Below are 22,664 nucleotides of genomic sequence, written 5' to 3'. Positions count from 1 at the left end.
ACCACTCACAAGTAAAAACACCTCACCGTTCACCCGCGGCGCCGGCATACCGGCAACCAGGCCGCCAAGAGAAATCAGGCAAAGACGTTTTAGGAACACTGGATGGATATCATTAAGCAACTGTTGGATGCCTTATGGCAGCAGGACTTCGAAACGCTGGCGAACCCTTCGCTGGTGTGGACGCTGTACGTGCTGCTGTTTATGATTCTGTTTCTGGAAAATGGCCTGCTGCCCGCCGCTTTCCTGCCCGGCGACAGCCTGTTGATTCTGGTCGGCGTGCTGATCGCCAAAGGCACCATGAATTTCCCGCTCACCATCTTTATTTTGACCGTCGGCGCCAGTCTGGGGTGCTGGGTCAGTTATATACAGGGCAAATGGCTGGGCAATACCCGCACGGTGCAGAGCTGGCTGTCGCACCTGCCCGCCCACTACCACCAGCGCGCGCACCAGCTGTTCCACCGCCACGGTCTGTCAGCGCTGCTGGTCGGCCGTTTTCTGGCCTTCGTACGCACGCTGCTGCCTACCATCGCCGGCCTGTCTGGCCTGAGCAACGCCCGCTTCCAGTTCTTCAACTGGATGAGCGGCCTGCTGTGGGTGGTGATCCTGACCAGCCTGGGCTTTGCGCTCGGTAAAACGCCGGTGTTCCGCAAATACGAAGATCAGCTGATGTTCTGCCTGATGATGCTGCCGCTGGTGCTGCTGGTGGTCGGCCTGGTCGGGTCGTTGATCGTGCTGTGGCGCAAAAAGCGCGCCAGCCAAAATACGGGCAACGGCGCGTGACCACGCCGCGCTCCCGCTGGCAGTACGCACTGATTATCGCGCTGGCCCTGCTGGCGCTTTCGGTGTTTTTTCTGCCCGCCATGGTGCGCACTGAAACCGAACTGCGCATCCGCTCGACCCAACAAGGCCTGTCGCTGCCCGACGGCTTCTACGTTTACCAACGTCTGGATGCGCGCGGCATCCGTATTAAAAGCATTACGCCGGAAGGAGATGGCCTGGTCATCCGCCTGGACTCCCCCCAGCAACAGTTACTGGCGCGGGAAACGCTGCGGGCCATTCTGCCTCCCGGCTATACCATCGCGCTGAGCGAACTCCCCGCCCCCAGCCACTGGATACGTAAGCTGGCCAGTAACACGCCGCAAGATCTGGGATAGGGCGACAGCCGCTTATTTTATAAACAGTTGTTTGGCTTTTCGGCGCGGATCTTTGCCATCCGGCCGATTTAGTGACTATGCTGAATAACGGCGATGGCAGTGTGTCATCCCCCATCGCCCAGCAGGAAAACGGATACATCCCCATGCATCCCATTAACAAGGAACCGATAGATGAAGTTACGCTATACCGCCCCTTTGGCCCTCTTTTTATCCACCTTCGCCTCTTTTTCGATGGCGACCGAGGGTGGCTGTGCCGCCAAAGCGCAGGAAATTCAACAGCAGATTGATTACGCCACCCAGCACGGTAACAGCCAGCGCGTCGCCGGGCTGAAAACGGCGCTGGGTGAAGTGCAGGCCCATTGCACCGATGCAGGCCTGCAGGCAGAACGGCAGAAAAAAATTGAAGAGAAACAGCATAAAGTGGCGGAACGTCGCCAGGAGCTGAAAGAAGCCCAGCAAACCGGCAAGCTGGACAAGGTCGCCAAAAAACAGCAGAAGCTGGCGGAAGCCGAAGCCGAGCTGAAACAGGCGCAGGCGGAATAAATTCGCATCGGCGGCAAGCGCTGGGTTCGGAATATTCATAGGAAAATAATCGTTTCCACAGTGATATTCGCCAGCTAATCGCTTTGCTGCCGCAAAAAAATCCGCTATGTTGGGATATCTTGGAGTCAACGTTAAGGAGTTAGAGAAATGGCAAAAGATGCAAATGCAGAAAACCTACGCGCTGAACTGAAGTCCTTAGCCGATACCCTGGAAGAGGTGCTGAACTCTTCCACCGATAAGCCGAAGGCCGAACTGGAAAAGCTGCGTTCCAAAGCGCAAGGCGCGCTGCAAGACACCCGCGCCCGTCTGGGCGACGCCGGTGACAAGCTGGCCAGCCAGACCAAGCAGATCGCCGGCCAGGCTGACGATTACGTGCGCGACAATCCATGGACCGGCATCGGTATCGGCGCAGCGGTCGGCGTCGTGCTGGGCGTTCTGCTGGCGCGCCGTTAATCATGAACGAGCACGAGCAATCCCGTGCGCAGGGCCCCGCCAAAGGGGTCCTGGATATCGGTCAGCGCATCATCACCATCCTGGTCGGCATGGTGGAGTCACGGCTTAAGCTGGCGGTCGTCGAGCTGGAAGAGGAAAAAGCCAACCTGATTCAGCTGATGCTGCTGGTCGGCATTACTCTGCTGTTTACCGCTTTCGGCCTGATGAGCCTGCTGATCCTGCTGTTCTGGGCGATCGACCCGGCCTACCGCGTGATGGCGCTGGGCACCACGACCGGCGTGCTGCTGTTTCTGGCCGTGGTGGGCGTAATCTGGACGCTGGTGAAAGTGAAACGCACCACGCTATTGGCCGAAACGCGCAAACAGCTGGAGCTGGACCGCGCCGCGCTGGAGGGGAAAAAATGAGCCGCCGCCGGGCGCTGGCCGTCAGAAAACAGCAGTTGATTAGCCGGATCGAGCGACAGCGCGCCGACCTGGGCGACAACAAAGCGCAGTGGCTGGATAAAACCGAACACATTGACCGCGGTTATCAGGCCCTGTTCGGCATGCGCAAGTATCTGCTGCTCGGCTCCGGCGTGGTCGCCCTGTACGGCATACGCCACCCCAGCAAGCTGATCCGCTGGTCACGCCGGGCCTTCAGCGCCTGGGGCACCGTGCGCCTGCTGCGCAAAACACTCTCCCGCTAGCCTTTTCCGCCCGCCCTTTCCTGCCTTCATCTCGTGGCTCTGACCACGGCGTCCGTCGTGCGCCGTGACGCCCTGTATTTGCACCAAAAATGTTAGCAAACTAAATATTCATGATTTTTGAAAGATTATAGCAATTTTACTTGCTAACAAAGTGTACGCTTCCCGATTAACATTCATTCCATCGAAACGGACGGCACGGCAGAACAACGCTCTGCGCGCCGCCAGATGACATAACACAGCCAGCGTGGCGCAAAAAACTTTTGGAGTGAATGATGAAAAAATTAGAAGATACCGGTTTGTTGGTGGCGCGTATTCTGATGCCAATCCTGTTTATCGTCGCCGGCTACGGCAAAATGGGCGACGCTTACGCCGGTACTCAGCAATACATGCAATCGATGGGCGTACCGGGCTTCCTGCTGCCGTTGACCATCCTGCTGGAGTTCGGCGGCGGCCTGGCGATTCTGTTCGGCTTCCTGACGCGCACCACGGCGCTGTTCACCGCCGGCTTCACCATTCTGACCGCGCTGCTGTTCCACACTAACTTTGCAGATGGTGTTAACCAGCTGATGTTTATGAAAAACCTGACCATCGCCGGCGGTTATATCGTGCTGGCCATCGCCGGTCCGGGCGCATTCAGCATCGACCGCCTGCTGAACAAGAAGTGGTAAACTAACCTTAAGGGAGTCAGGCATGCCTGACTCCCGTTCTGTCATACAAGACGAAGGAGACTCCCATGGGACAACTCGTTGACGGCGTTTGGCAAGACGTCTGGTACGACACCACATCCACCGGTGGCCGCTTCAAGCGTTCTACCTCCCAGTTCCGCAACTGGATCACCACCGACGGACAGCCCGGCGAACACGGCGACGGCGGGTTTGTCGCGGAAAAAGATCGCTATCACCTGTACGTTTCCCTCGCCTGCCCGTGGGCGCACCGCACGCTGCTGATGCGTAAACTGAAAGGGCTGGAGCAGATGATCCCGGTTTCCGTGGTGCATCCGCTGATGCTGGAAAACGGCTGGACCTTCGCCGACGATTTCCCCGGCGCCAGCGGCGACCCGCTGTACCACGCCGATTTTCTTTACCAGCTCTACCTGCGCGCCGATCCGCACTACAGCGGCCGCGTGACCGTGCCAGTATTATGGGATAAGCAGCGGCAGACCATCGTCAGCAACGAATCCGCCGATATCCTGCGCATGTTCAACAGCGCCTTTGACGGCGTGAGCGCACGCGCCGGCGATTATTATCCGGCCGAGTTGCGCGAAAAAATTGATCGGCTGAACGGCTGGATTTATGACACGGTCAACAACGGCGTCTACAAAGCCGGCTTTGCCACCAGTCAGGAAGCGTACGATGAAGCGGTGAACGGCGTGTTCACGTCGCTGGAGCGGCTGGAGCAGATCCTCGGCCAGCACCGTTATCTGACCGGCGATCGGCTGACCGAGGCGGATTTACGCCTGTGGACCACGCTGGTGCGCTTCGATCCGGTGTATGTCACCCACTTTAAATGCGATAAGCGGCGCATCAGCGACTACCTGAATCTCTACGGTTTTCTGCGCGATATCTATCAGCTGCCCGGCGTCGACGAAACGGTCGATATGGCGCATATTCGCCATCACTATTATCGCAGTCACGCCACCATCAATCCGCACGGCATTATCTCCATCGGCCCGGCGCAGGATTTGAATGAGCCGCACGGCCGCGACCAGCGTTTCCGCTAATAAAAAAACCTCGCCATTCGGCGAGGTTTTAATTATTTCTGGGCGAACAACCGCGGGATCTCACGCAGGAACCAGGCTTTCGCCTCGCCCATACTGTCGCGCCGCCAGGCCATGATAATGTCCGCCTCACGGCTGTATTCCGGCCCCACGACACGCAGCCGCCCCTCTTCGATATCTTTTTCCACCATGGAATACGGCATGGTCGCCACGCCCAGGCCGGCCAACAGCGCCCGCCGCTTGTCTTCGATGGTGCTGACGGTCAGCCGCTGCTGCTTGTCCAGCAGTTGGACGGTAATTACCGGGCGTTCACGCGCGGTGTCCGCCACCGCAATGGCGCGGTATTTCACCCGGGTGGCTTCCGACAGCGGTTCCGGCTCCTGGTGAATCGGGTGATCCGGCGCCGCCACATAGACGCTCATCACTTTATACAGTTTGCGGGTATTAATTTCCGACGAGGCGCGAAAATGCATATCCGGCGCGATCACAATATCGGCCCGCCCCTGTTCCAGACGCTCCCAGGCGCCGGCCAGCACTTCGCTCAAAATCGACACCTGGGTATTGGCCTTCAGCGCCAGCTTGTCGACCAGCGGAAACAGCAGACTGGGCGGCGACAGCGCCTCGCTGACGATGGTGATGTGCGTTTCCCAGCCGCGCGCCAGCGCTTCGGCGTCGGTGGTCAGCTTATCGGCCGCTTCCAGCAGTACTCTGCCGCGTTCCAGCAGCATACGGCCGACGTTGGTGAATTTGGTGCGGTGGCCGGAACGGTCAAACAGCACCACGTCCAGCTCTTCTTCCAGTTTTTGCATGGTGTAGCTGAGCGCCGACGGCACCCGGCCCAGCTCATCTGCCGCTGCGGCAAAACTACCGCGGCGATCGATGGCATCCATCACCCTTAACGCTTCAAGCGTTAACGCCCGATCTCTGGCCATTGCATCTCTCTGTCAGGAAATTTGAATATGGCAACCAGATTAACTGGCTAACAATCCGCCGTCCAGATGCTTACCATTTACAGAATGAAATTAGAGAGCCCATTGCCATGATCACATGCAGAACAGCAGAACAATGCGGGCAAGCTGACTTTGGTTGGCTGCAGGCTCGCTACACCTTTTCTTTCGGACACTACTTCGACCCCAAGCTGATGGGCTACGCCTCGCTGCGGGTGCTGAACCAGGAAGTGCTGGCGCCGGGCGCTGCTCTGCAGCCGCGCACTTACCCCAATGTCGACATCATCAACCTGATCCTGCAGGGGGAGGCAGAATACCGTGATAACGACGGCAACAGCGTCCGCGCCGCCGCCGGCGAAGCCCTGCTGCTGGCGGCGCATAACGGCGTCAGCTACGGCGAGCAGAACCTCAGCGCCGACACGCCGCTGACGCGTATGCAGCTGTGGCTGGACGCCTGCCCGGAACGCGCCAACGAGCGTATTCAGCGCCTGACGCTGCAACCGCAGTCCCACCAGTTGCTGGCCTCGCCGGACGGCGCGCTGGGCAGCCTGCACTTACGTCAGCAGGTGTGGGTTCACCACCTGGATTTAGCGCCTGGGGAAGCTCTGACGCTGCCGCTGCACGGCCCGCGGGCCTATCTGCAGTCGATCCACGGCGCCTGTTCCGCCCACGGCGAGCACCATGCGCCGCAGCACCTGACCTGCGGCGACGGCGCTTTCGTGCATAACGAAACTCTGCTTACGCTGCGGGCTGAAACGCCGCTGCGCGCGTTGCTGATCGATCTCCCGGAGTAAACGCATCAATGCGCAGGTCGCCGGACGCCTGCGCCTAGCGTTTCAGGCTGTCCGCCACGCATTCGCGCAGCAACGAGAGCACCTCCGCCCCCTCTTCCCCACGCTGCGCCATCACGATCGCCCCGTCGACCAATAACGCCAGCTTGTGCGCCTCGCGCGCCCCTTGCCGGTCATCCGGCAGGAAAGCGGCGATCTCCCGCATCATATCCTGCTTGTGCTCGCGCGCCTGCCCCAGCGTTTCCGGCAGGTTGTCGGCCATTTCCACTGCCGTATTGATAAACGCACAGCCGCGAAAATCCGCCGTGGCGAACCACTGTGCCAGCGTGGCGGGCAACGCCTGCGGCAGCGTGCCGCCGTTGGCCATCTCCCGCGCCAGCGTCTCGCGGAACCAGGCGATCCAGCGTTCATGCCGATAGCGTAAAAACGCCAGAATCAGATCGTTTTTGGCGGGAAAGTGGCGATAAAAGGTCACCTTGGTCACCCCGGCCTGTTTGATAATACGGTCGATACCGGTGGCACGGATGCCATCTTGGTAAAACAGACGGTGGGCGGTATCAATAATGCGCTCGCGCGCGCTGCGTGAATCGGCTGTGGTCATGAATGCCTCCTGGCAGGCATTATCGCAGCATGTAGACAAGTCTGTCTACACGAGATAATCTGCGCATGTAGACAACTCTGTCTACATATCAAGAGGAAAGTATCATGCAAACCCGTCCCCCGCTGCCGCCCTTTACGCCTGACAGCGCCCGGCAAAAAGTCCGTCTGGCCGAAGACGCCTGGAACAGCCGCGATCCACAACGCGTAGCGCAGGTCTACGCGCCGGACACCCGGTGGCGCAACCGCGCCGAGTTCGTCAACGGACGTGATGAAGTGGTGCAGTTTTTACAGCGCAAGTGGCAGAAGGAGCTGGATTACCGCCTGATCAAAGAGTTATGGGCGTTTGACACGCACAGAATCGCGGTGCGCTTCGCCTATGAGTGGCATGACGATTCCGGCAACGGGTACCGCAGCTACGGCAACGAGAACTGGGAATTTAATGCGCAGGGGCTAATGACCACCCGCTTCGCCTGTATCAACGATTGTCCGATTGCCGAAGCCGAACGCCGTTTCCACTGGCCGCTGGGCAGACGCCCGGACGATCATCCGGGACTGAGCGACTGTGGTTTCTGAACGTGTCCCAGGCAAGCTGCGGCCATCGACAGTAAGGTAACAACCCAACGCCGGCGGCGGTGCAACAGGCCTGATTCGTCACGCGCCAACGCCGCCGGCTTAATCTCGCCAATGATATACCCCCTCACCTTCAGACACAAAAAGTTACATACATAACCCCACAGAATAAGCCGATATATCACATAAGCGGCATTCTTCATCTACGCTTCAATCTAAAACCCGTTCGGCAGGTCAAAAAACAACCCGCCGGGAAATTATAATATTCAATAGTGTTTTCATTAGGTTAGCCATTTAGTGAGGGCATATGTCGCAACAAACTGAGAAAGATAATCCCTATCTTTTGCGTGACTGGCGGCCGGAGAACGAGGCCTTCTGGAACAATAAAGGTAAAGGCATCGCGCGTCGTAATCTGGTGATTTCCGTTTTTTGTCTGCTGCTGGCGTTCTGCGTCTGGATGCTGTTCAGCGCCGTGGCCGTTAACCTCAACAAGGTGGGGTTTCACTTCACCACCGACCAGCTGTTTTTACTGACCGCACTGCCCTCGCTCTCCGGCGCGCTGCTGCGCGTGCCCTACTCGTTTATGGTGCCGATGTTCGGCGGCCGCCATTGGACGGTGATCAGCACCGTGATTCTGGTGATCCCCTGCGTGGCGCTCGGCATCGCCATTCAGCACCCTGCCACGCCTTACTGGGTGTTTATCGTTATCGCCCTGCTGTGCGGCTTTGCCGGCGCCAACTTTGCCTCCAGCATGGGCAATATCAGCTTTTTCTTCCCGAAGGCCCGGCAGGGCAGCGCGCTGGGGATTAACGGCGGCCTCGGCAATCTGGGCGTCAGCGTGATGCAGATGATCGCGCCGCTGGTGATCCTGCTGCCGCTGTTTACCTTGCTCGGCGTACCGGGCGTCGCTCAGGAAGACGGCGCCACGCTGTGGCTGGCCAACGCCGCCTGGATCTGGGTGCCGCTGCTGCTGCTGGCCACTCTGGCCGCCTGGGTCGGCATGAACGATATCGCCAGCTCGAAAGCTTCGATCGCCGAACAGCTGCCGGTGCTAAAGCGCCTGCACCTGTGGCTGTTAGGGCTGCTGTATCTGGCCACCTTCGGTTCGTTTATCGGTTTTTCCGCCGGCTTCGCCATGCTGGCCCAGACGCAGTTTCCCGAGGTGGATATCCTGCAGCTGGCGTTTTTCGGCCCGTTTATCGGCGCGCTGGCGCGTTCGATGGGCGGCGTGATCTCCGACAAGCTGGGCGGCGTGCGCGTCACCCTGATCAACTTCGTGTTTATGGCGCTGTTTACCGCCCTGCTGTTCCTGACCCTGCCCGGCAGCGGCTCCGGCAGCTTCCTGGCGTTCTATCTGGTGTTTATGGGGCTGTTTCTCACCGCCGGACTGGGCAGCGGCTCCACCTTCCAGATGATCGCCGTGATCTTCCGCCGCATCACTATCGACAGGGTGAAGGCGCGCGGCGGCAGCGATGAACAGGCGCAGCACGAAGCGGTGACCGATACCGCCGCCGCGCTGGGCTTTATCTCCGCCATCGGTGCCGTCGGCGGCTTCTTTATTCCCAAAGCCTTCGGCACCTCACTGGCGATGACCGGCTCGCCGGTCGGCGCGATGAAGGTCTTTCTCGTGTTCTACGTCGTTTGCGTGCTGGTGACCTGGCTGGTTTACGGCCGCCGCGCCGACGCCAAGAAATAATCGACCCGTTGCAGCGGGCCCAATCAGCAATCTGTGAGCAGTGTAACCACAGGGTGTGAGCAGCCCTGTCAGGAGAAATGTCATGAGTAAGCTACTCGATCGCTTTCGCTACTTTAAGCAAAAAGGCGACACGTTTGCGGACGGCCACGGCCAGGTGATGGACAGTAACCGCGACTGGGAAGACAGTTACCGGCAGCGCTGGCAATTCGATAAAATCGTCCGCTCTACCCACGGGGTCAACTGCACCGGCTCCTGCAGCTGGAAGATCTATGTTAAAAACGGCCTGGTCACCTGGGAAACCCAGCAGACCGACTACCCGCGCACCCGCCCCGATATGCCCAACCACGAACCGCGCGGCTGCCCGCGCGGCGCCAGTTACTCCTGGTATCTCTACAGCGCCAACCGCCTGAAGTATCCGCTGGTGCGCAAGCGCCTGATTGAACTGTGGCGTGAAGCCCTGCAGCAGCACGGCGATCCGGTCGCCGCCTGGGATGCCATCCAGAGCGATCCGCAAAAAACCGCCGGCTACAAGCAGGTACGCGGCCACGGCGGTTTTGTGCGTTCCAACTGGCGCGAGCTGAATCAGCTGATTGCCGCAGCCAACGTCTGGACCATCAAACACTACGGCCCGGATCGCGTGGCCGGCTTCTCGCCGATCCCGGCGATGTCGATGGTCTCCTACGCCGCCGGCACCCGCTATCTGTCGCTGATTGGCGGCACCTGCCTGAGTTTTTACGACTGGTACTGCGACCTGCCGCCGGCCTCGCCGATGACCTGGGGCGAACAGACCGACGTGCCGGAATCCGCCGACTGGTATAACTCCAGCTACCTGATCGCCTGGGGTTCGAACGTACCGCAGACCCGCACGCCGGACGCGCATTTCTTTACCGAAGTGCGTTACAAAGGCGCCAAAACCATCGCCATCACGCCCGACTACTCCGAGGTGGCGAAGCTGTGCGACCAGTGGCTGTCGCCCAAACAGGGCACCGACAGTGCGCTCGCCATGGCGATGGGACACGTGATTTTAAAAGCCTTCCACCTGGATAACCCCAGCGACTATTTCCTCAACTACTGCCGGCGCTACACCGATATGCCGATGCTGGTGATGCTGGAAGCGCGCGAAGACGGCAGCTACGTGCCGGGCCGCATGCTGCGCGCCGCCGATCTGGTCGACAACCTGGGGGAAAGCAACAACCCGGAATGGAAAACGGTGGCGTTCAGCCAGACGGGCGAACCGGTGGCGCCCAATGGCTCCATCGGCTTCCGCTGGGGTGAAAAAGGCAAATGGAACCTGGAGCCGCTGGCAGCCGGCGCGGAAACGGAGCTGCGGCTTTCCCTGCTGGGCGAGCACGATGAGGTGGCCGGCGTCGCCTTCCCTTACTTCGGCGGCAATGAGAACCCGCACTTTCGCAGCGTGCCGCAGACGCCGGTGCTGGTGCATCAGCTGCCGGTCAAACGCCTGACGCTGGCCGACGGCGGCGAAGCGCGGGTCGCCTGCGTGTACGATCTACTGCTGGCCAACTACGGCCTGGACCGCGGACTGGACGACCCCCACTGCGCGCAGGATTTCTCAGAGATCAAAGCCTATACCCCGGCCTGGGCCGAGCAGATCACCGGCGTGCCGCAGCAGCATATTGAGCGTATCGCCCGGGAATTTGCCGATAACGCGCATAAAACCCACGGCCGCTCGATGATTATTCTCGGCGCCGGGGTCAATCACTGGTACCACATGGACATGAACTACCGCGGCATGATCAATATGCTGGTGTTCTGCGGCTGTGTGGGACAAAGCGGCGGCGGCTGGGCGCACTATGTCGGCCAGGAGAAGCTGCGGCCGCAGACCGGCTGGCTGCCGCTGGCGTTCGCGCTGGACTGGAACCGCCCGCCGCGGCAGATGAACAGCACTTCCTTCTTCTACAACCACGCCAGCCAGTGGCGCTACGAAAAACTCACCGCCCAGGAGCTGCTCTCCCCGCTGGCCGACGCCGGCCGCTTCAGCGGCCACCTGATTGACTTTAACGTGCGCGCCGAGCGCATGGGCTGGCTGCCCTCCTCCCCGCAGCTCAACCTGAACCCGCTGCGCATCAGGGCGCAGGCCGACGCCGCAGGCGTTTCCCCGATCGATTACACCGTGCAGGCGCTGAAAACCGGCGATATCCGTTTCGCCTGTGAACAACCGGACAGCGGCGGCAACCACCCGCGCAACCTGTTTGTCTGGCGCTCCAACCTGCTGGGCTCCTCCGGCAAGGGCCATGAATATATGCTGAAGTACCTGCTCGGCACCGACAGCGGCATTCAGGGCGAGGCGCTGGGTGAAACGGACGAGGTGAAGCCGGAAGAGGTCGAGTGGCAGCAGGCGGCCATTGAAGGCAAGCTGGATCTGCTGGTCACCCTCGATTTCCGCATGTCCAGCACCTGTCTGTTCTCCGATATCGTGCTGCCGACCGCCACCTGGTATGAAAAGGACGATATGAATACCTCGGATATGCATCCGTTTATTCACCCGCTGTCCGCCGCGGTCGACCCCGCCTGGGAATCAAAAAGCGACTGGGAAATTTATAAGGGCATCGCCAAGGCGTTTTCCGAGACCTGCGTCGGTCACCTGGGACAGGAAACCGATGTGGTGCTGCAGCCGCTGCAGCACGACTCGCCGGCAGAGCTGGCGCAGCCGTTCGACATCCAGGACTGGCGCCACCATGAGTGCGATTTGATCCCCGGCAAAACCGCGCCGAATATCGTAGCGGTAGAACGCGACTACCCCGCCACCTATGAGCGCTTTACCTCCCTCGGCCCGCTGATGGATAAGCTGGGCAACGGCGGCAAGGGCATCAGTTGGGAAACGCAGAACGAGGTGGCGTTCCTCGGCAAGCTCAATTACACCAAAACTACCGGGCCGGCCAAGGGGCGACCGCTGATCGACAGCGCGCTCGACGCCTCAGAGGTGATCCTGACGCTGGCGCCGGAAACCAACGGCCAGGTGGCGGTGAAAGCCTGGCAGGCGCTCGGCGAGTTTACCGGCCGCGACCACACCCACTTGGCGCGCAATAAGGAAGAGGAGAAGATCCGCTTTCGCGATATTCAGGCGCAGCCGCGCAAAATCATCTCCAGCCCGACCTGGTCAGGACTGGAGAGCGAACACGTTTCGTATAACGCCGGCTATACCAACGTCCATGAGCTGATCCCGTGGCGCACGCTGTCCGGCCGCCAGCAGCTGTATCAGGATCATCCGTGGATGCGCGCCTTCGGCGAAAGCCTGGTGGCCTACCGTCCGCCGATCGATACCCGGAGCGTCAGCAAAATGCGCGCCGTGCCGCCCAACGGCTTCCCGGAAAAAGCGCTGAACTTCCTGACGCCGCACCAGAAATGGGGCATCCACTCCACCTACAGTGAAAACCTGCTGATGCTGACGCTGTCGCGCGGCGGGCCTATCGTCTGGCTGAGCGAAGCCGACGCACGCGAGCTGGGCATAGAGGATAACGACTGGATCGAAGCCTTCAACGCCAACGGCGCGCTGACCGCCCGCGCGGTGGTCAGCCAGCGCGTGCCGCCCGGCATGACCATGATGTACCACGCCCAGGAGCGCATCATGAATATCCCCGGCTCCGAGGTAACCGGCATGCGCGGCGGCATCCACAACTCCGTCACCCGCGTCTGCCCCAAACCCACCCATATGATCGGCGGCTACGCCCAGTTGGCCTACGGCTTTAACTACTACGGCACCGTCGGCTCGAACCGCGACGAATTCATCATGATCCGCAAGATGAAAAACGTTAACTGGCTGGACGATGAAGGTCACGATCAGGTACAGGAGCCGAAAAAATGAAAATACGTTCACAAGTGGGCATGGTGCTCAACCTCGATAAATGCATCGGCTGCCATACCTGTTCGGTCACCTGTAAAAACGTCTGGACCGGGCGCGAAGGGATGGAGTACGCGTGGTTCAACAACGTGGAGACCAAGCCGGGCATCGGCTACCCGAAAAACTGGGAGGATCAGGACACCTGGCAAGGCGGCTGGATCCGCAAAATCAACGGCAAACTGGAGCCGCGCCTCGGCAGCCGCGTCGGCGTGCTGTCCAAAATCTTCGCCAACCCGAACCTGCCCGGCATCGACGACTATTACGAACCTTTCACCTACGACTATCAACATCTGCACAGCGCGCCGGAAAGCAAACATCAGCCCACCGCCCGGCCGCGTTCCCTGATCAGCGGCCAGCGCATGGACAAAATCGAGTGGGGCCCCAACTGGGAGGAGCTGCTCGGCGGCGAGTTTGAGAAACGCGCCCGCGATAAAAACTTTGAAGCAATGCAGAAGGAGATGTACGGCGAGTTTGAAAACACCTTCATGATGTACCTGCCGCGCCTGTGCGAGCACTGCCTCAACCCCAGCTGCGTCGCCACCTGCCCGAGCGGCGCGATCTACAAACGGGAAGAGGACGGCATCGTCCTGATCGACCAGGATAAGTGCCGCGGCTGGCGGCTGTGCATCAGCGGCTGTCCGTACAAGAAAATCTACTTTAACTGGAAAAGCGGCAAATCGGAGAAGTGCATCTTCTGCTATCCGCGCATTGAGTCCGGCCAGCCGACCGTCTGTTCGGAAACCTGCGTCGGCCGCATCCGCTATCTGGGCGTGCTGCTGTATGACGCGGACCGTATCGAGGAGGCCGCCAGCACCGAACATGAAACCGATCTGTATGAGCGCCAGTGTGAGGTATTTCTCGATCCGCACGATCCGGCGGTGATCGAAGAGGCGCTGAAACAAGGGATCCCGCAAAACGTCATCGAGGCGGCGCAAAAGTCGCCGGTGTACAAAATGGCGATGGACTGGAAACTGGCGCTGCCGCTGCACCCGGAATACCGCACGCTGCCGATGGTGTGGTACGTGCCGCCGCTGTCGCCGATTCAGTCGGTGGCCGACGCCGGCGCGCTGCCGCACAACGGCAATATTTTGCCGGCGGTGGAAAGCCTGCGCATCCCGGTACAGTATCTGGCCAACCTGCTCAGCGCCGGCGATACCGGCCCGGTGCTGCGCGCGCTGAAGCGCATGATGGCGATGCGCCACTACAAACGCTCGCAAACCGTGGAAGGCGTGACGGACACCCGCGCGCTGGAAGAGGTCGGCCTCAGCGTCGAACAGGTGGAGGAGATGTACCGCTATCTGGCGATCGCCAACTATGAGGATCGCTTTGTGATCCCCACCAGCCACCGGGAAATGGCCGAAGACGCCTTCCCGGAACGCAACGGCTGCGGCTTTACCTTCGGCGACGGCTGCCACGGCTCCGACACCAAGTTCAACCTGTTCAACAGCAGCCGCATTGACGCCATCAACATCACCGAAGTGCAGGACAAGGCGGAGGGCAAGTGATGCAAATCCTGAAAGTCATTGGCCTGCTGATCGACTACCCGGACGACGATCTGTGGGCCTGCGCCGACGAGGTGCTGCCGCTGGTCGAGCAACAGGCGCCCGAACTGCTGCCGTTTACCCGCACGCTGTTTAGCGCCCCGCTGCTGGATCGGCAGGCGGAATGGTGCGAGATCTTCGACCGCGGGCGCGCCACCTCGCTGCTGCTGTTTGAGCACGTGCACGCCGAGTCCCGCGACCGCGGCCAGGCGATGGTCGAGCTGATGGGGCAGTATCAGCAGCAGGGTCTGCAGCTGGCCTGCCGGGAACTGCCGGACTATCTGCCGCTCTACCTGGAATACCTCAGCATTCTGCCCCCCGCGCAGGCGCGGGAAGGGCTGCAGAACGTAGCGCCGATTCTGGCGCTGCTCGGCGCCCGGCTGAAGCAGCGCGGCGCGGCGTGGCAGCCGCTGTTTGACGCGCTGCTGACCCTGGCCGACAGTCCGCTGCGCAGCGATAACGCCAGCCGACAGGCGGCAGCGGAAACGCGCGACGACACGCCGCAGGCGATGGACGCCGTGTGGGAGGAAGAACAGGTGAAATTTATCGACGACAACAGCGCCGCCTGCGACAGTTCGCCGCAGCAGAGTTACCAGCGGCGCTTTAGCCAGGACGTCGCGCCGCAGTATGTCGACGTCGGTTCAGGAGGCCCGAAATGATCCCGTTTCTGAACGTCTTCTTTTACGATATCTACCCCTACCTGTGCGGTACGGTCTTTTTGCTCGGCAGCTGGCTGCGTTACGACTACGGGCAATACACCTGGCGCGCCGGCTCCAGCCAGATGCTGGACAAACGCGGTATGCGTCTGGCCTCCAATCTGTTTCATATCGGCATTCTGGGGATTTTTTTCGGCCACCTGTTCGGCATGCTGACGCCGCACTGGATGTACGCCTGGTTCCTGCCGATCGCCGTCAAACAGCAGCTGGCGATGGTGCTGGGCGGCGTGTGTGGCGTATTGACGCTGGTCGGCGGCATGATGCTGCTGGTGCGCCGGCTGTTTAATCCGCGCATCCGCGCCACCTCCAGCACCGCCGATATTCTGATCCTCAGCATTCTGCTGATTCAGTGCCTGCTGGGGCTGTCTACTATTCCCTTCTCCGCCCAGCATATGGACGGCAGCGAGATGCTGAAGCTGGTGGGCTGGGCGCAGGCGGTGGTCACCTTCCAGGGCGGCGCCTCGGCGCATCTGGACGGCGTCGCGCCGATCTTCCGCATCCATCTGGTGCTCGGCATGACCATCTTTCTGCTGTTTCCGTTCACCCGTCTGGTGCACGTCTGGAGTGCGCCGGTGGAGTACTTCACCCGCCGCTATCAGGTGGTGCGCTCGCGCCGCTAGCGCCGGCGGCGTGACAAAAGCAAACGGGCTGACGCAATGCGCCAGCCCGTTTGTTTGAAGAGGAGTGGAGTTGACCGGTAAGCCGGGTTCTGTCGTGGACAGTCATTCCTCTAGGCCAGCAATCGCTCACTGGCTCAAGCAGCCTACCCGGGTTCAGTACGGGCCGTACCATGTGAACCCCTATTTGGCCTTGCTCCGGGTGGAGTTTACCGTGCCACGAACTGTTGCCAGCCGCGCGGTGCGCTCTTACCGCACCCTTTCACCCTTACCTGATCCCGCTTGCGCGGGCCATCGGCGGTTTGCTCTCTGTTGCACTAGTCGTAGGCTTGCGCCCCCCAGGCGTTACCTGGCACCCTGCCCTATGGAGCCCGGACTTTCCTCCCCTCCACCTGTCTCCCCAATGAGGACGGCAGTGAAGCGGCGACTGTCTGGTCAACTCCGGCGCGGAGTATACGCCTCAAGGCACAACAGTGTAAACCTTCTTGTATTCGGCCCATCACAGGGCCTCGCCCCTTCGGGGCCGCTGCAAGCAGCGTTCAAATCGGTTCCTGACCGATTTGTCACCCTTCCTGTTGCTCGAGCGCGTATTTATACAACGCATTCTTCTTCACGCCGTGGATTTCCGCCGCCAGCGCCGCCGCTTTCTTCAGCGGCAGCTCCTTGTGCAGCAGCGCCAGCGTACGCAGCGCCTCCGGCGGCAGCGCATCGTCCTGCGCCTTATGCCCTTCGACGATCAGCACCATCTCACCGCGCCGGCGCACCTCGTCTTCCTGCACCCAGGCCAGCAGCTCGCCGACCGGCGCGCCGTAAATCGACTCCCAGGTTTTGGTCAGTTCACGCGCCAGCACCACGTAGCGATCCGGCCCCCACACCGTCACCATATCCTGCAGGCTGTCCAGCAGGCGGTGGGTGGATTCATAGAAAATCAGCGTGCGAGGTTCCTCTGCCAGCGCGAGCAGCGTATCCTTACGTCCCTTGGTTTTCGCCGGCAGGAAGCCTTCGTAACAGAAACGGTCCGAGGCGACGCCGGCGGCGCACAGCGCGGTTGTGGCGGCGCAGGCGCCCGGCAGCGGCACCACGCGGATGCCCGCTTCGCGGCAGCGCCGCACCAGGTGATAGCCGGGATCGTTGATCAGCGGCGTCCCGGCATCGGAAACCAGGGCTATACTTTGACCTTCCTGCAGCTTCGCCAGCAGTTGGTCAGCTTTTTGCTGTTCATTATGGTCGTGCAGGGCAAACAACCGCGCGTTAATCGCGAAGTGTTGCAGCAGCAATCCGGTATGGCGCGTGTCTTCCGCCGCGATCAGATCAACGCTTTCCAGCACCGCTAACGCGCGTTGGGTGATATCCCCCAAATTGCCGATCGGGGTGGGCACCACGTACAGCGTTGATGCAGAAATGACTGATTGTTGGTGTTGATTCATTGTTTCATCCGGATTGCCGATTTAATATTGAGCATCTTGAAAAAAACATCACTGGATACAGTATGCTTTCCTCAAAATTCGTTCGTACCAAAGCAGGGCGTTTTATGCCTGTTATCGTGGCCACCCTGCTGCTTGCAGGCTGCCCAGGCCAGGCTCCGCAGACTCCGCCCGCCAATATTCAGGACGAGGCGAGCGCCAGCTCCGATTACTATCTGCAGCAAATGCAGCAGAGCAGCGATGATAACAAGGCTGACTGGCAATTACTTGCTATTCGCGCATTGTTGCGCGAAGGGAAGCTGCCGCAGGCTAACCAGCAGCTGAGCGCGCTGCCGCAGAACCTGAGCGGCGAACGGCAGACGGAGCGCCAGTTGCTGAGCGCCGAGCTGCAAATCGCGGGCAAAAACCTCAGCGCCGCACGCAACACGCTGAACGGCATCGACAACAACACGCTGTCGCCGAACCAGCGCGTACGCTTCTATCAGGCGCAGATCGCCGCCAACCAGGGCAAGGCCTCACTGCCGCTGATCCGCGCCTATATCGCGCAGGAGCCGCTGCTGAACGACAAGGCGCACCAGGATAACCTGGACCAGACCTGGAAGACCCTGCTGGGCCTGACGCCGCAGGATATGAACAGCCTGGTGATCAACGCCGACGAAAATGTGCTGCAGGGCTGGCTGGATTTGCTGCGCGTCTATCAGGAAAACCGTCAGGATCCGGAAATGCTGAAAGCCGGCATCAAGGACTGGCAGAACCGCTATCCGCAAAACCCGGCCGCCAAGTCGCTGCCGACCCAGCTGAACCAGGCGCTGAACCTTACCCAGGCGTCCACCTCCAACATCGCCCTGCTGTTGCCGATGAACGGCCAGGCGAAGGTGTTTGCCGACGCCATCCAGCAAGGCTTTGAAGCGGCGAAGAACGGCACCGCCGACGCCCCGCCCCCTGCTCAACCACAGCCGCAAGCGCAGCCGGCCGGCGGCAGCGCAGAGCAGCCGGCCGGCGGCAGCGCAGAGCAGCCGGTGACGGCGCCTGACGCGCAGTCCGGCGATCTTAACGCCAACGGCGCGGTGAGCACCTCCGCGCCGGCGGAAGAGGAAGCCGCCGCCGCGCCAATCAGCGCCGCGCAGCCAAGCGCCCCGGCCGCAACGCCGGCGCCGGCACAGCCGCAGATGAGCAACGCGCAGATTAAAGTGTATGACACCTCCAGCCAGCCGCTGTCCGCCCTGCTGACGCAGGCGCAGCAGGACGGCGCGACCCTGGTGGTCGGCCCGCTGCTGAAGAACAACGTCGATCAGCTGGCCAGCACCAGCACTTCGCTGAACGTACTGGCGCTCAACCAGCCGGAAACGCCGCAGGATAGCCCGAACGTCTGCTACTTCGCCCTGTCGCCGGAAGATGAGGCGCGCGACGCCGCCCGCCATATCTGGGCGCAGCAGAAGCGTCAGCCGCTGCTGCTGGTTCCGCACGGTTCGTTCGGCAGCCGCGTCGCCAAAGCCTTTGCCGAAGAGTGGCAGAAACAGGGCGGCGGCACCGTGCTGCAGCAGAACATCGGCTCCGTGAATGAACTGCGTCAGTCGGTGCGCTCCGGCATCCGCCTGTCCGGCACCCCGGTGGCCGCCAGCGCTCCGGCGCAGCAGTCGGTCACCGTTGCCGGCCTGACCATCCCGGCGCCGCCGAGCGATATCCCGGCAGCCACCGGCGGCCGAGTCGACGCGGTTTATATCGTCGCCAACCGCTCACAGCTGACGCTGATCAAGCCAATGATCGATATGAATATCAGCGGTCGCGGCAAGCCGACGCTGTACGCCAGCTCACGCAGCTATCAGGCCGGTTCCGGCCCGGACTTCCGTCTGGAAATGGAAGGCCTGCAGTTCAGCGATATCCCGATGCTGGCCGGCGCCAACCCGCAGCTGATGCGACAGGCCGCCGCCAAGTTCCGCAACGACTACTCCCTGATGCGTCTGTACGCCATGGGCGTGGACGCCTGGCAGCTGGCGAACCACTTCTCCGAAATGCGTCAGCTGCCGGGGTTCCAGCTGTCCGGCGCCACCGGCGCGCTGACCGCATCGTCTAACTGCGTGATCAACAGGAAGCTGCCTTGGCTGCAATATCGTCAGGGTCAGATCGTTCCGGCCTCCTGAGCCAACGCACCAAGGGGGCGGGCTATGAAGTACAGGCCCGCCGCTACCTGGAACGCGCCGGGCTCGCCTTCATCGCCGCCAACGTGGCGGTGCGCGGCGGCGAGCTCGATCTGATTATGCGCGACGGCCAGACCTGGGTGTTTGTGGAGGTCCGCTACCGACGCAACGCCGCCTTTGGCGATGCCGCCGCCAGCGTCACCTATCGCAAGCAACAGCGCCTGCTGCGCGCCGCCGCCGTCTGGCTGGCGGGGCGAGGCGCCAGTTTCGACACATCGCCTTGCCGTTTTGACGTGTTGGCCTTCACCGGCAGCCAGTTAGAATGGATACCCAATGCCTTCAATGCGGATTAAGCGTATGCCGCAGGGCATGGCCGATGAGATAAGTTCTACGTTGCCGGTGCAGCCGGCCTGGATAATGACAACGTGTTAGAAAGAATCAAAACCTGTTTTACCGAAAGCATTCAGACCCAGATCGCGGCGGCGGAAGCGCTGCCGGACGCCATTTCCCGGGCGGCGATGACGCTGGTGCAGTCGCTGCTCAACGGCAATAAGATCCTGTGCTGCGGCAACGGCACCTCCGCCGCCAACGCTCAGCATTTTGCGGCGAGCATGATTAATCGCTTCGAAACCGAACGGCCCAGCCTGCCGGCGATCGCCCTGAACGCGGACAATGTGGTGCTGACCGCCATCACCAACGATCGGTTGCATGATGAAGTGTATGCCAAGCAGGTGCGCGCGCTCGGACAGACCGGCGACGTGCTGCTGGCTATTTCCCCCCGCGGCAATAGCCGTGATATTGTGAAGGCCGTTGAAGCCGCCGTCACCCGCGATATGACCATCGTGGCGCTGACAGGGTACGACGGCGGGGAGCTGGCCGGTTTGCTGGGTCAGCAGGACGTGGAAATCCGCATTCCGTCACACCGCAGTTCACGAATTCAGGAAATGCATATGCTGACGGTAAACTGCCTATGCGACCTGATTGATAATACGCTGTTTCCCCACCAGGACGATTGATTAAGGAGTTCGAATGAAGCTTCATACTGTTTACGCCGTGCTGCTAGGCGCTCTGATGCTGCAAGGCTGCGTGCCGGCAGTGGTGGTCGGCAGCGCGGCGGTGGCGACTAAAACCGCGACCGATCCGCGCACTATCGGCACACAGGTTGACGACGGCACGCTGGAAGCGCGGGTCGAAAACGCAATGAGTAAAGACCAGCAGCTGAAGAAAGACGCCCGCGTGGTGGCTACCGCCTATCAGGGCAAAGTGCTGCTGACCGGCCAGGCGCCAAATTCTGACCTGTCCGCCCGCGCCAAACAGATCGCCATGGGCGTGGAAGGCGCCACCGAGGTGTATAACGAAATCCGTCAGGGCACGCCGGTCAGCCTGAGCACCGCCTCGGCGGATACCTGGATCACCACCAAGGTTCGCTCGCAGATCCTGACCAGCGACACGGTGAAATCCTCTAACGTGAAAGTCACTACCGAGAACGGCGAAGTGTTCCTGCTCGGCCTGGTGACCGAACAGGAAGGGCAATCGGCGGCGCAGATCGCCAGCCAGGTGAGCGGCGTCAAACACGTCACCACCGCCTTTACCTATGTGAAGTAATACCCCACGGGGTGAGGCACCCGCCTTACCCCGTCTTTTCTCTGCTCAATCCAGCTTATTGGCCTGCAGGAAGCCCTCGCCGCCCAGCTGCCGCATCTGGCGCAAAATCCACTGCTGACGCTGTATCACGTACGCCGACGGCGCATCGGCCTTGAAGCGGTGCGGGTTCGGCAACACCGCCGCCAGCAACGCCGCTTCAGACGCGCTGAGACGCCGGGCCGGCTTATTGAAATAGCGCTGTGACGCCTCTTCAACGCCAAACACGCCGTCGCCCAGCTCCACAATGTTAAGATACACCGTCAGAATGCGTCGTTTGCTCCACACCAGCTCAATGCCGCCGGTCAGCCCGGCTTCCAACCCTTTGCGCAGCCAGCTGCGCCCGTCCCACAGGAACAGATTTTTCGCCGTCTGCTGCGACAGGGTCGATGCGCCGCGGATGCGCGCCGGACGCCGCTCGTTATGGTCCAGCGCCTTCTCAATGGCGGCGACGTCAAACCCCCAGTGCTGCGGGAATTTTTGATCCTCGGCGGCCATCACCGCCAACGCCATATTGGGCGATATCTCACTCATCGCCACCCAGTCTGAGTGCGCCACATAGCCAAAATCACCGCGCAGCCAGGCGCTGACCTGCCGTTCCGCCATCACGGCGGAAAACGGCACCGGCAGGAACGCGAACAGCACAATGCCGGCCAGCCACAGGCCGAGCAGCGTCAGTACCCCGCGTTTCAGCCAGCGCCAGGGAAGAGATAACAGCGATCTGCGCGCCGCCTTTCTTCTCATTCGGTCAGATCCAGTACGCGTGACACCAGCTTATCAATTCCGCTGGCCGCTTCGCCGATCGACTGCGCCAGCATATACGCCGGCGTCGTCACCACTTTGTTTTCGCCGTCGACCACAATATCGTCAACCGGACAAATCACCGGTTCTCCGCCCATGGTATCAATCACTTCCCCGAGATCGGGATCGTTACCAATCGTCAGCCTGACCTGCTGGTCGAGCAGCTTCGGCAACAGCGCCGGCGCAATACACATAAAACCAATTGGTTTATGTGCCTTATGCATTTCGCGGGTCAATATTGCCAAATCCTCATCCACCTCGCACTCGGCGCCCTGCGTCGCAAAGCTGCTCAGATTCTTGGCTGCGCCGAAACCACCCGGCACGATCAACGCATCCAACTGCTCGGCGCGCGCGGCAGAAAGCGGTTGCACATGGCCTCGGGTTATCCGCGCCGACTCCGCCAGAACATTACGCTGCTCGCCGGTCTCATCCCCAGATAAGTGATTAATTACATGCAGTTGGGGTTTATTCGGTGCAAAACATACCGCCTGCGCCCCGGCGCGATCCAGAGCCAGCAGCGTCAGCACCGCCTCGTGAATCTCCGTACCGTCATAAACCCCACAGCCGCTGAGTACTACCCCGACCTGTTTCATCGCTGTTCTCCTCACCAATATTGTCAATGAGTTAGTGCGCCAAGTTGACAAACACTAATCTACATCACACATTTTAATGAATCTTCTAACAAGAGCGCTTACATTTGGTATGTTGTTGGCTGTATGATGTATAGGAATCCTCCTCGGAGGTTTCAGAATTTTCTACAACCTGCGCAAG

Annotated in this window: 24 protein-coding genes and 1 other RNA gene; 19 read left to right on the top strand and 6 right to left on the bottom strand. The window is 60.8% G+C overall.

The features are described 5' to 3' along the window. The first annotated feature begins 102 nt into the window (after positions 1–102). The 8 genes from FO014_RS12650 to FO014_RS12615 all read left to right on the top strand — a co-directional run bounded on the left by FO014_RS12650 (position 103) and on the right by FO014_RS12615 (position 4,555). Positions 103–780 carry a DedA family protein gene (locus tag FO014_RS12650; protein WP_105232714.1) on the top strand — a complete coding sequence of 226 codons (678 nt, stop codon included), beginning with the start codon at positions 103–105 and terminating at the stop codon, positions 778–780. After that, entirely contained in the window at positions 777–1,154 is a 378-nt protein-coding gene (gene mzrA, locus FO014_RS12645) for an EnvZ/OmpR regulon moderator MzrA (protein ID WP_160029770.1), read from the top strand. The genes FO014_RS12650 and mzrA overlap by 4 nt, the downstream gene beginning before the upstream one ends. A 171-nt stretch (positions 1,155–1,325) precedes the next feature. Beyond that, positions 1,326–1,697 carry a DUF1090 domain-containing protein gene (locus tag FO014_RS12640; protein WP_160029769.1) on the top strand — a complete coding sequence of 124 codons (372 nt, stop codon included), beginning with the start codon at positions 1,326–1,328 and terminating at the stop codon, positions 1,695–1,697. Positions 1,698–1,844: 147 nt separating this feature from the next. Continuing rightward, complete coding sequence (locus FO014_RS12635) at positions 1,845–2,150, top strand: ElaB/YgaM/YqjD family protein (RefSeq protein ID WP_160029768.1); 306 nt, start codon at positions 1,845–1,847, stop codon at positions 2,148–2,150. 2 nt (positions 2,151–2,152) lie between these two features. Continuing rightward, positions 2,153–2,554, top strand: coding sequence for a phage holin family protein (locus FO014_RS12630; RefSeq protein ID WP_105232718.1), 402 nt, complete (start codon positions 2,153–2,155; stop codon positions 2,552–2,554). Then, entirely contained in the window at positions 2,551–2,835 is a 285-nt protein-coding gene (locus FO014_RS12625; RefSeq protein ID WP_160029767.1) for a YqjK-like family protein, read from the top strand. The genes FO014_RS12630 and FO014_RS12625 overlap by 4 nt, the downstream gene beginning before the upstream one ends. A gap of 272 nt (positions 2,836–3,107) precedes the next feature. Beyond that, the gene (locus tag FO014_RS12620; RefSeq protein ID WP_105232720.1) at positions 3,108–3,503 is read left to right on the top strand and encodes a DoxX family protein; all 396 of its coding nucleotides are present in this window, start codon (positions 3,108–3,110) and stop codon (positions 3,501–3,503) included. A gap of 65 nt (positions 3,504–3,568) precedes the next feature. Next, entirely contained in the window at positions 3,569–4,555 is a 987-nt protein-coding gene (locus FO014_RS12615) for a glutathione S-transferase family protein (RefSeq protein ID WP_160029766.1), read from the top strand. Between the two features lie 32 nt (positions 4,556–4,587). Here the strand turns inward: FO014_RS12615 and FO014_RS12610 are convergent, their stop codons facing one another. Next, positions 4,588–5,484 carry a LysR family transcriptional regulator gene (locus tag FO014_RS12610; protein ID WP_160029765.1) on the bottom strand — a complete coding sequence of 299 codons (897 nt, stop codon included), beginning with the start codon at positions 5,482–5,484 and terminating at the stop codon, positions 4,588–4,590. A 107-nt stretch (positions 5,485–5,591) separates the two neighbouring features. Between FO014_RS12610 and FO014_RS12605 the strand changes: the two genes are divergently transcribed. Then, a complete protein-coding gene (locus FO014_RS12605; RefSeq protein WP_160029764.1) occupies positions 5,592–6,293 on the top strand; it encodes a pirin family protein in 702 nt (233 codons plus the stop codon). Positions 6,294–6,327: 34 nt separating this feature from the next. Here the strand turns inward: FO014_RS12605 and FO014_RS12600 are convergent, their stop codons facing one another. Further along, positions 6,328–6,891, bottom strand: a complete 564-nt coding sequence (locus tag FO014_RS12600; RefSeq protein WP_160029763.1) for a TetR/AcrR family transcriptional regulator — start codon at positions 6,889–6,891, stop codon at positions 6,328–6,330. 104 nt (positions 6,892–6,995) lie between these two features. Here FO014_RS12600 and FO014_RS12595 point away from each other — a divergent pair, with 104 nt between their 5' ends. The 6 genes from FO014_RS12595 (at position 6,996) to narI (ending at position 15,892) form a co-directional block, all read left to right on the top strand. Beyond that, positions 6,996–7,463 (top strand): nuclear transport factor 2 family protein, encoded by a 468-nt coding sequence (locus FO014_RS12595; RefSeq protein WP_160029762.1) that lies wholly within the window; start codon positions 6,996–6,998, stop codon positions 7,461–7,463. A 304-nt stretch (positions 7,464–7,767) separates the two neighbouring features. Beyond that, on the top strand, positions 7,768–9,156 hold the full coding sequence (narU, locus tag FO014_RS12590) for a nitrate/nitrite transporter NarU (protein WP_160029761.1): 1,389 nt from the start codon (positions 7,768–7,770) through the stop codon (positions 9,154–9,156). 82 nt (positions 9,157–9,238) lie between these two features. Continuing rightward, positions 9,239–12,979 (top strand): nitrate reductase subunit alpha, encoded by a 3,741-nt coding sequence (locus tag FO014_RS12585; protein ID WP_160029760.1) that lies wholly within the window; start codon positions 9,239–9,241, stop codon positions 12,977–12,979. Next, on the top strand, positions 12,976–14,520 hold the full coding sequence (gene narH, locus FO014_RS12580; RefSeq protein ID WP_105232731.1) for a nitrate reductase subunit beta: 1,545 nt from the start codon (positions 12,976–12,978) through the stop codon (positions 14,518–14,520). Before FO014_RS12585 ends, narH begins: the two co-directional genes overlap by 4 nt. Continuing rightward, on the top strand, positions 14,520–15,215 hold the full coding sequence (narW, locus tag FO014_RS12575) for a nitrate reductase molybdenum cofactor assembly chaperone (RefSeq protein ID WP_111736313.1): 696 nt from the start codon (positions 14,520–14,522) through the stop codon (positions 15,213–15,215). Before narH ends, narW begins: the two co-directional genes overlap by 1 nt. Continuing rightward, positions 15,212–15,892 (top strand): respiratory nitrate reductase subunit gamma, encoded by a 681-nt coding sequence (narI, locus tag FO014_RS12570; protein ID WP_105232733.1) that lies wholly within the window; start codon positions 15,212–15,214, stop codon positions 15,890–15,892. Before narW ends, narI begins: the two co-directional genes overlap by 4 nt. Before the next feature lie 62 nt (positions 15,893–15,954). Here the strand turns inward: narI and rnpB are convergent. Together rnpB and rsmI are read right to left on the bottom strand one after the other, a co-directional pair. Further along, positions 15,955–16,332: RNase P RNA component class A (gene rnpB, locus FO014_RS12565), an RNA gene on the bottom strand. Positions 16,333–16,452: 120 nt separating this feature from the next. Further along, on the bottom strand, positions 16,453–17,316 hold the full coding sequence (gene rsmI / locus FO014_RS12560; protein WP_105232734.1) for a 16S rRNA (cytidine(1402)-2'-O)-methyltransferase: 864 nt from the start codon (positions 17,314–17,316) through the stop codon (positions 16,453–16,455). 62 nt (positions 17,317–17,378) lie between these two features. On the opposite strand from rsmI, the gene FO014_RS12555 reads away from it, so the two are divergent. The 4 genes from FO014_RS12555 (at position 17,379) to dolP (ending at position 21,056) form a co-directional block, all read left to right on the top strand. After that, positions 17,379–19,454 (top strand): penicillin-binding protein activator, encoded by a 2,076-nt coding sequence (locus FO014_RS12555; RefSeq protein WP_160029759.1) that lies wholly within the window; start codon positions 17,379–17,381, stop codon positions 19,452–19,454. After that, complete coding sequence (locus tag FO014_RS12550) at positions 19,451–19,804, top strand: YraN family protein (RefSeq protein ID WP_201282943.1); 354 nt, start codon at positions 19,451–19,453, stop codon at positions 19,802–19,804. Before FO014_RS12555 ends, FO014_RS12550 begins: the two co-directional genes overlap by 4 nt. A 72-nt stretch (positions 19,805–19,876) precedes the next feature. Continuing rightward, positions 19,877–20,467, top strand: coding sequence for a DnaA initiator-associating protein DiaA (gene diaA / locus FO014_RS12545; protein WP_160029757.1), 591 nt, complete (start codon positions 19,877–19,879; stop codon positions 20,465–20,467). 13 nt (positions 20,468–20,480) lie between these two features. Continuing rightward, positions 20,481–21,056: a division/outer membrane stress-associated lipid-binding lipoprotein gene (gene dolP, locus FO014_RS12540; protein ID WP_105232737.1), complete on the top strand. Its 576-nt coding sequence runs from the start codon at positions 20,481–20,483 to the stop codon at positions 21,054–21,056. A 45-nt stretch (positions 21,057–21,101) separates the two neighbouring features. Here the strand turns inward: dolP and mtgA are convergent, their stop codons facing one another. Together mtgA and elbB are read right to left on the bottom strand one after the other, a co-directional pair. After that, positions 21,102–21,836, bottom strand: a complete 735-nt coding sequence (mtgA, locus tag FO014_RS12535; protein ID WP_160029756.1) for a monofunctional biosynthetic peptidoglycan transglycosylase — start codon at positions 21,834–21,836, stop codon at positions 21,102–21,104. Next, positions 21,833–22,486, bottom strand: coding sequence for an isoprenoid biosynthesis glyoxalase ElbB (elbB, locus tag FO014_RS12530; RefSeq protein ID WP_160029755.1), 654 nt, complete (start codon positions 22,484–22,486; stop codon positions 21,833–21,835). The genes mtgA and elbB overlap by 4 nt, the downstream gene beginning before the upstream one ends. Positions 22,487–22,664 lie beyond the last annotated feature (178 nt).

The sequence above is a fragment of the Serratia rhizosphaerae genome (assembly GCF_009817885.1).
Taxonomy (GTDB): Bacteria; Pseudomonadota; Gammaproteobacteria; order Enterobacterales; family Enterobacteriaceae; genus Serratia_B; species Serratia_B rhizosphaerae.
This window is presented reverse-complemented; position numbering and strand designations above follow the sequence as displayed.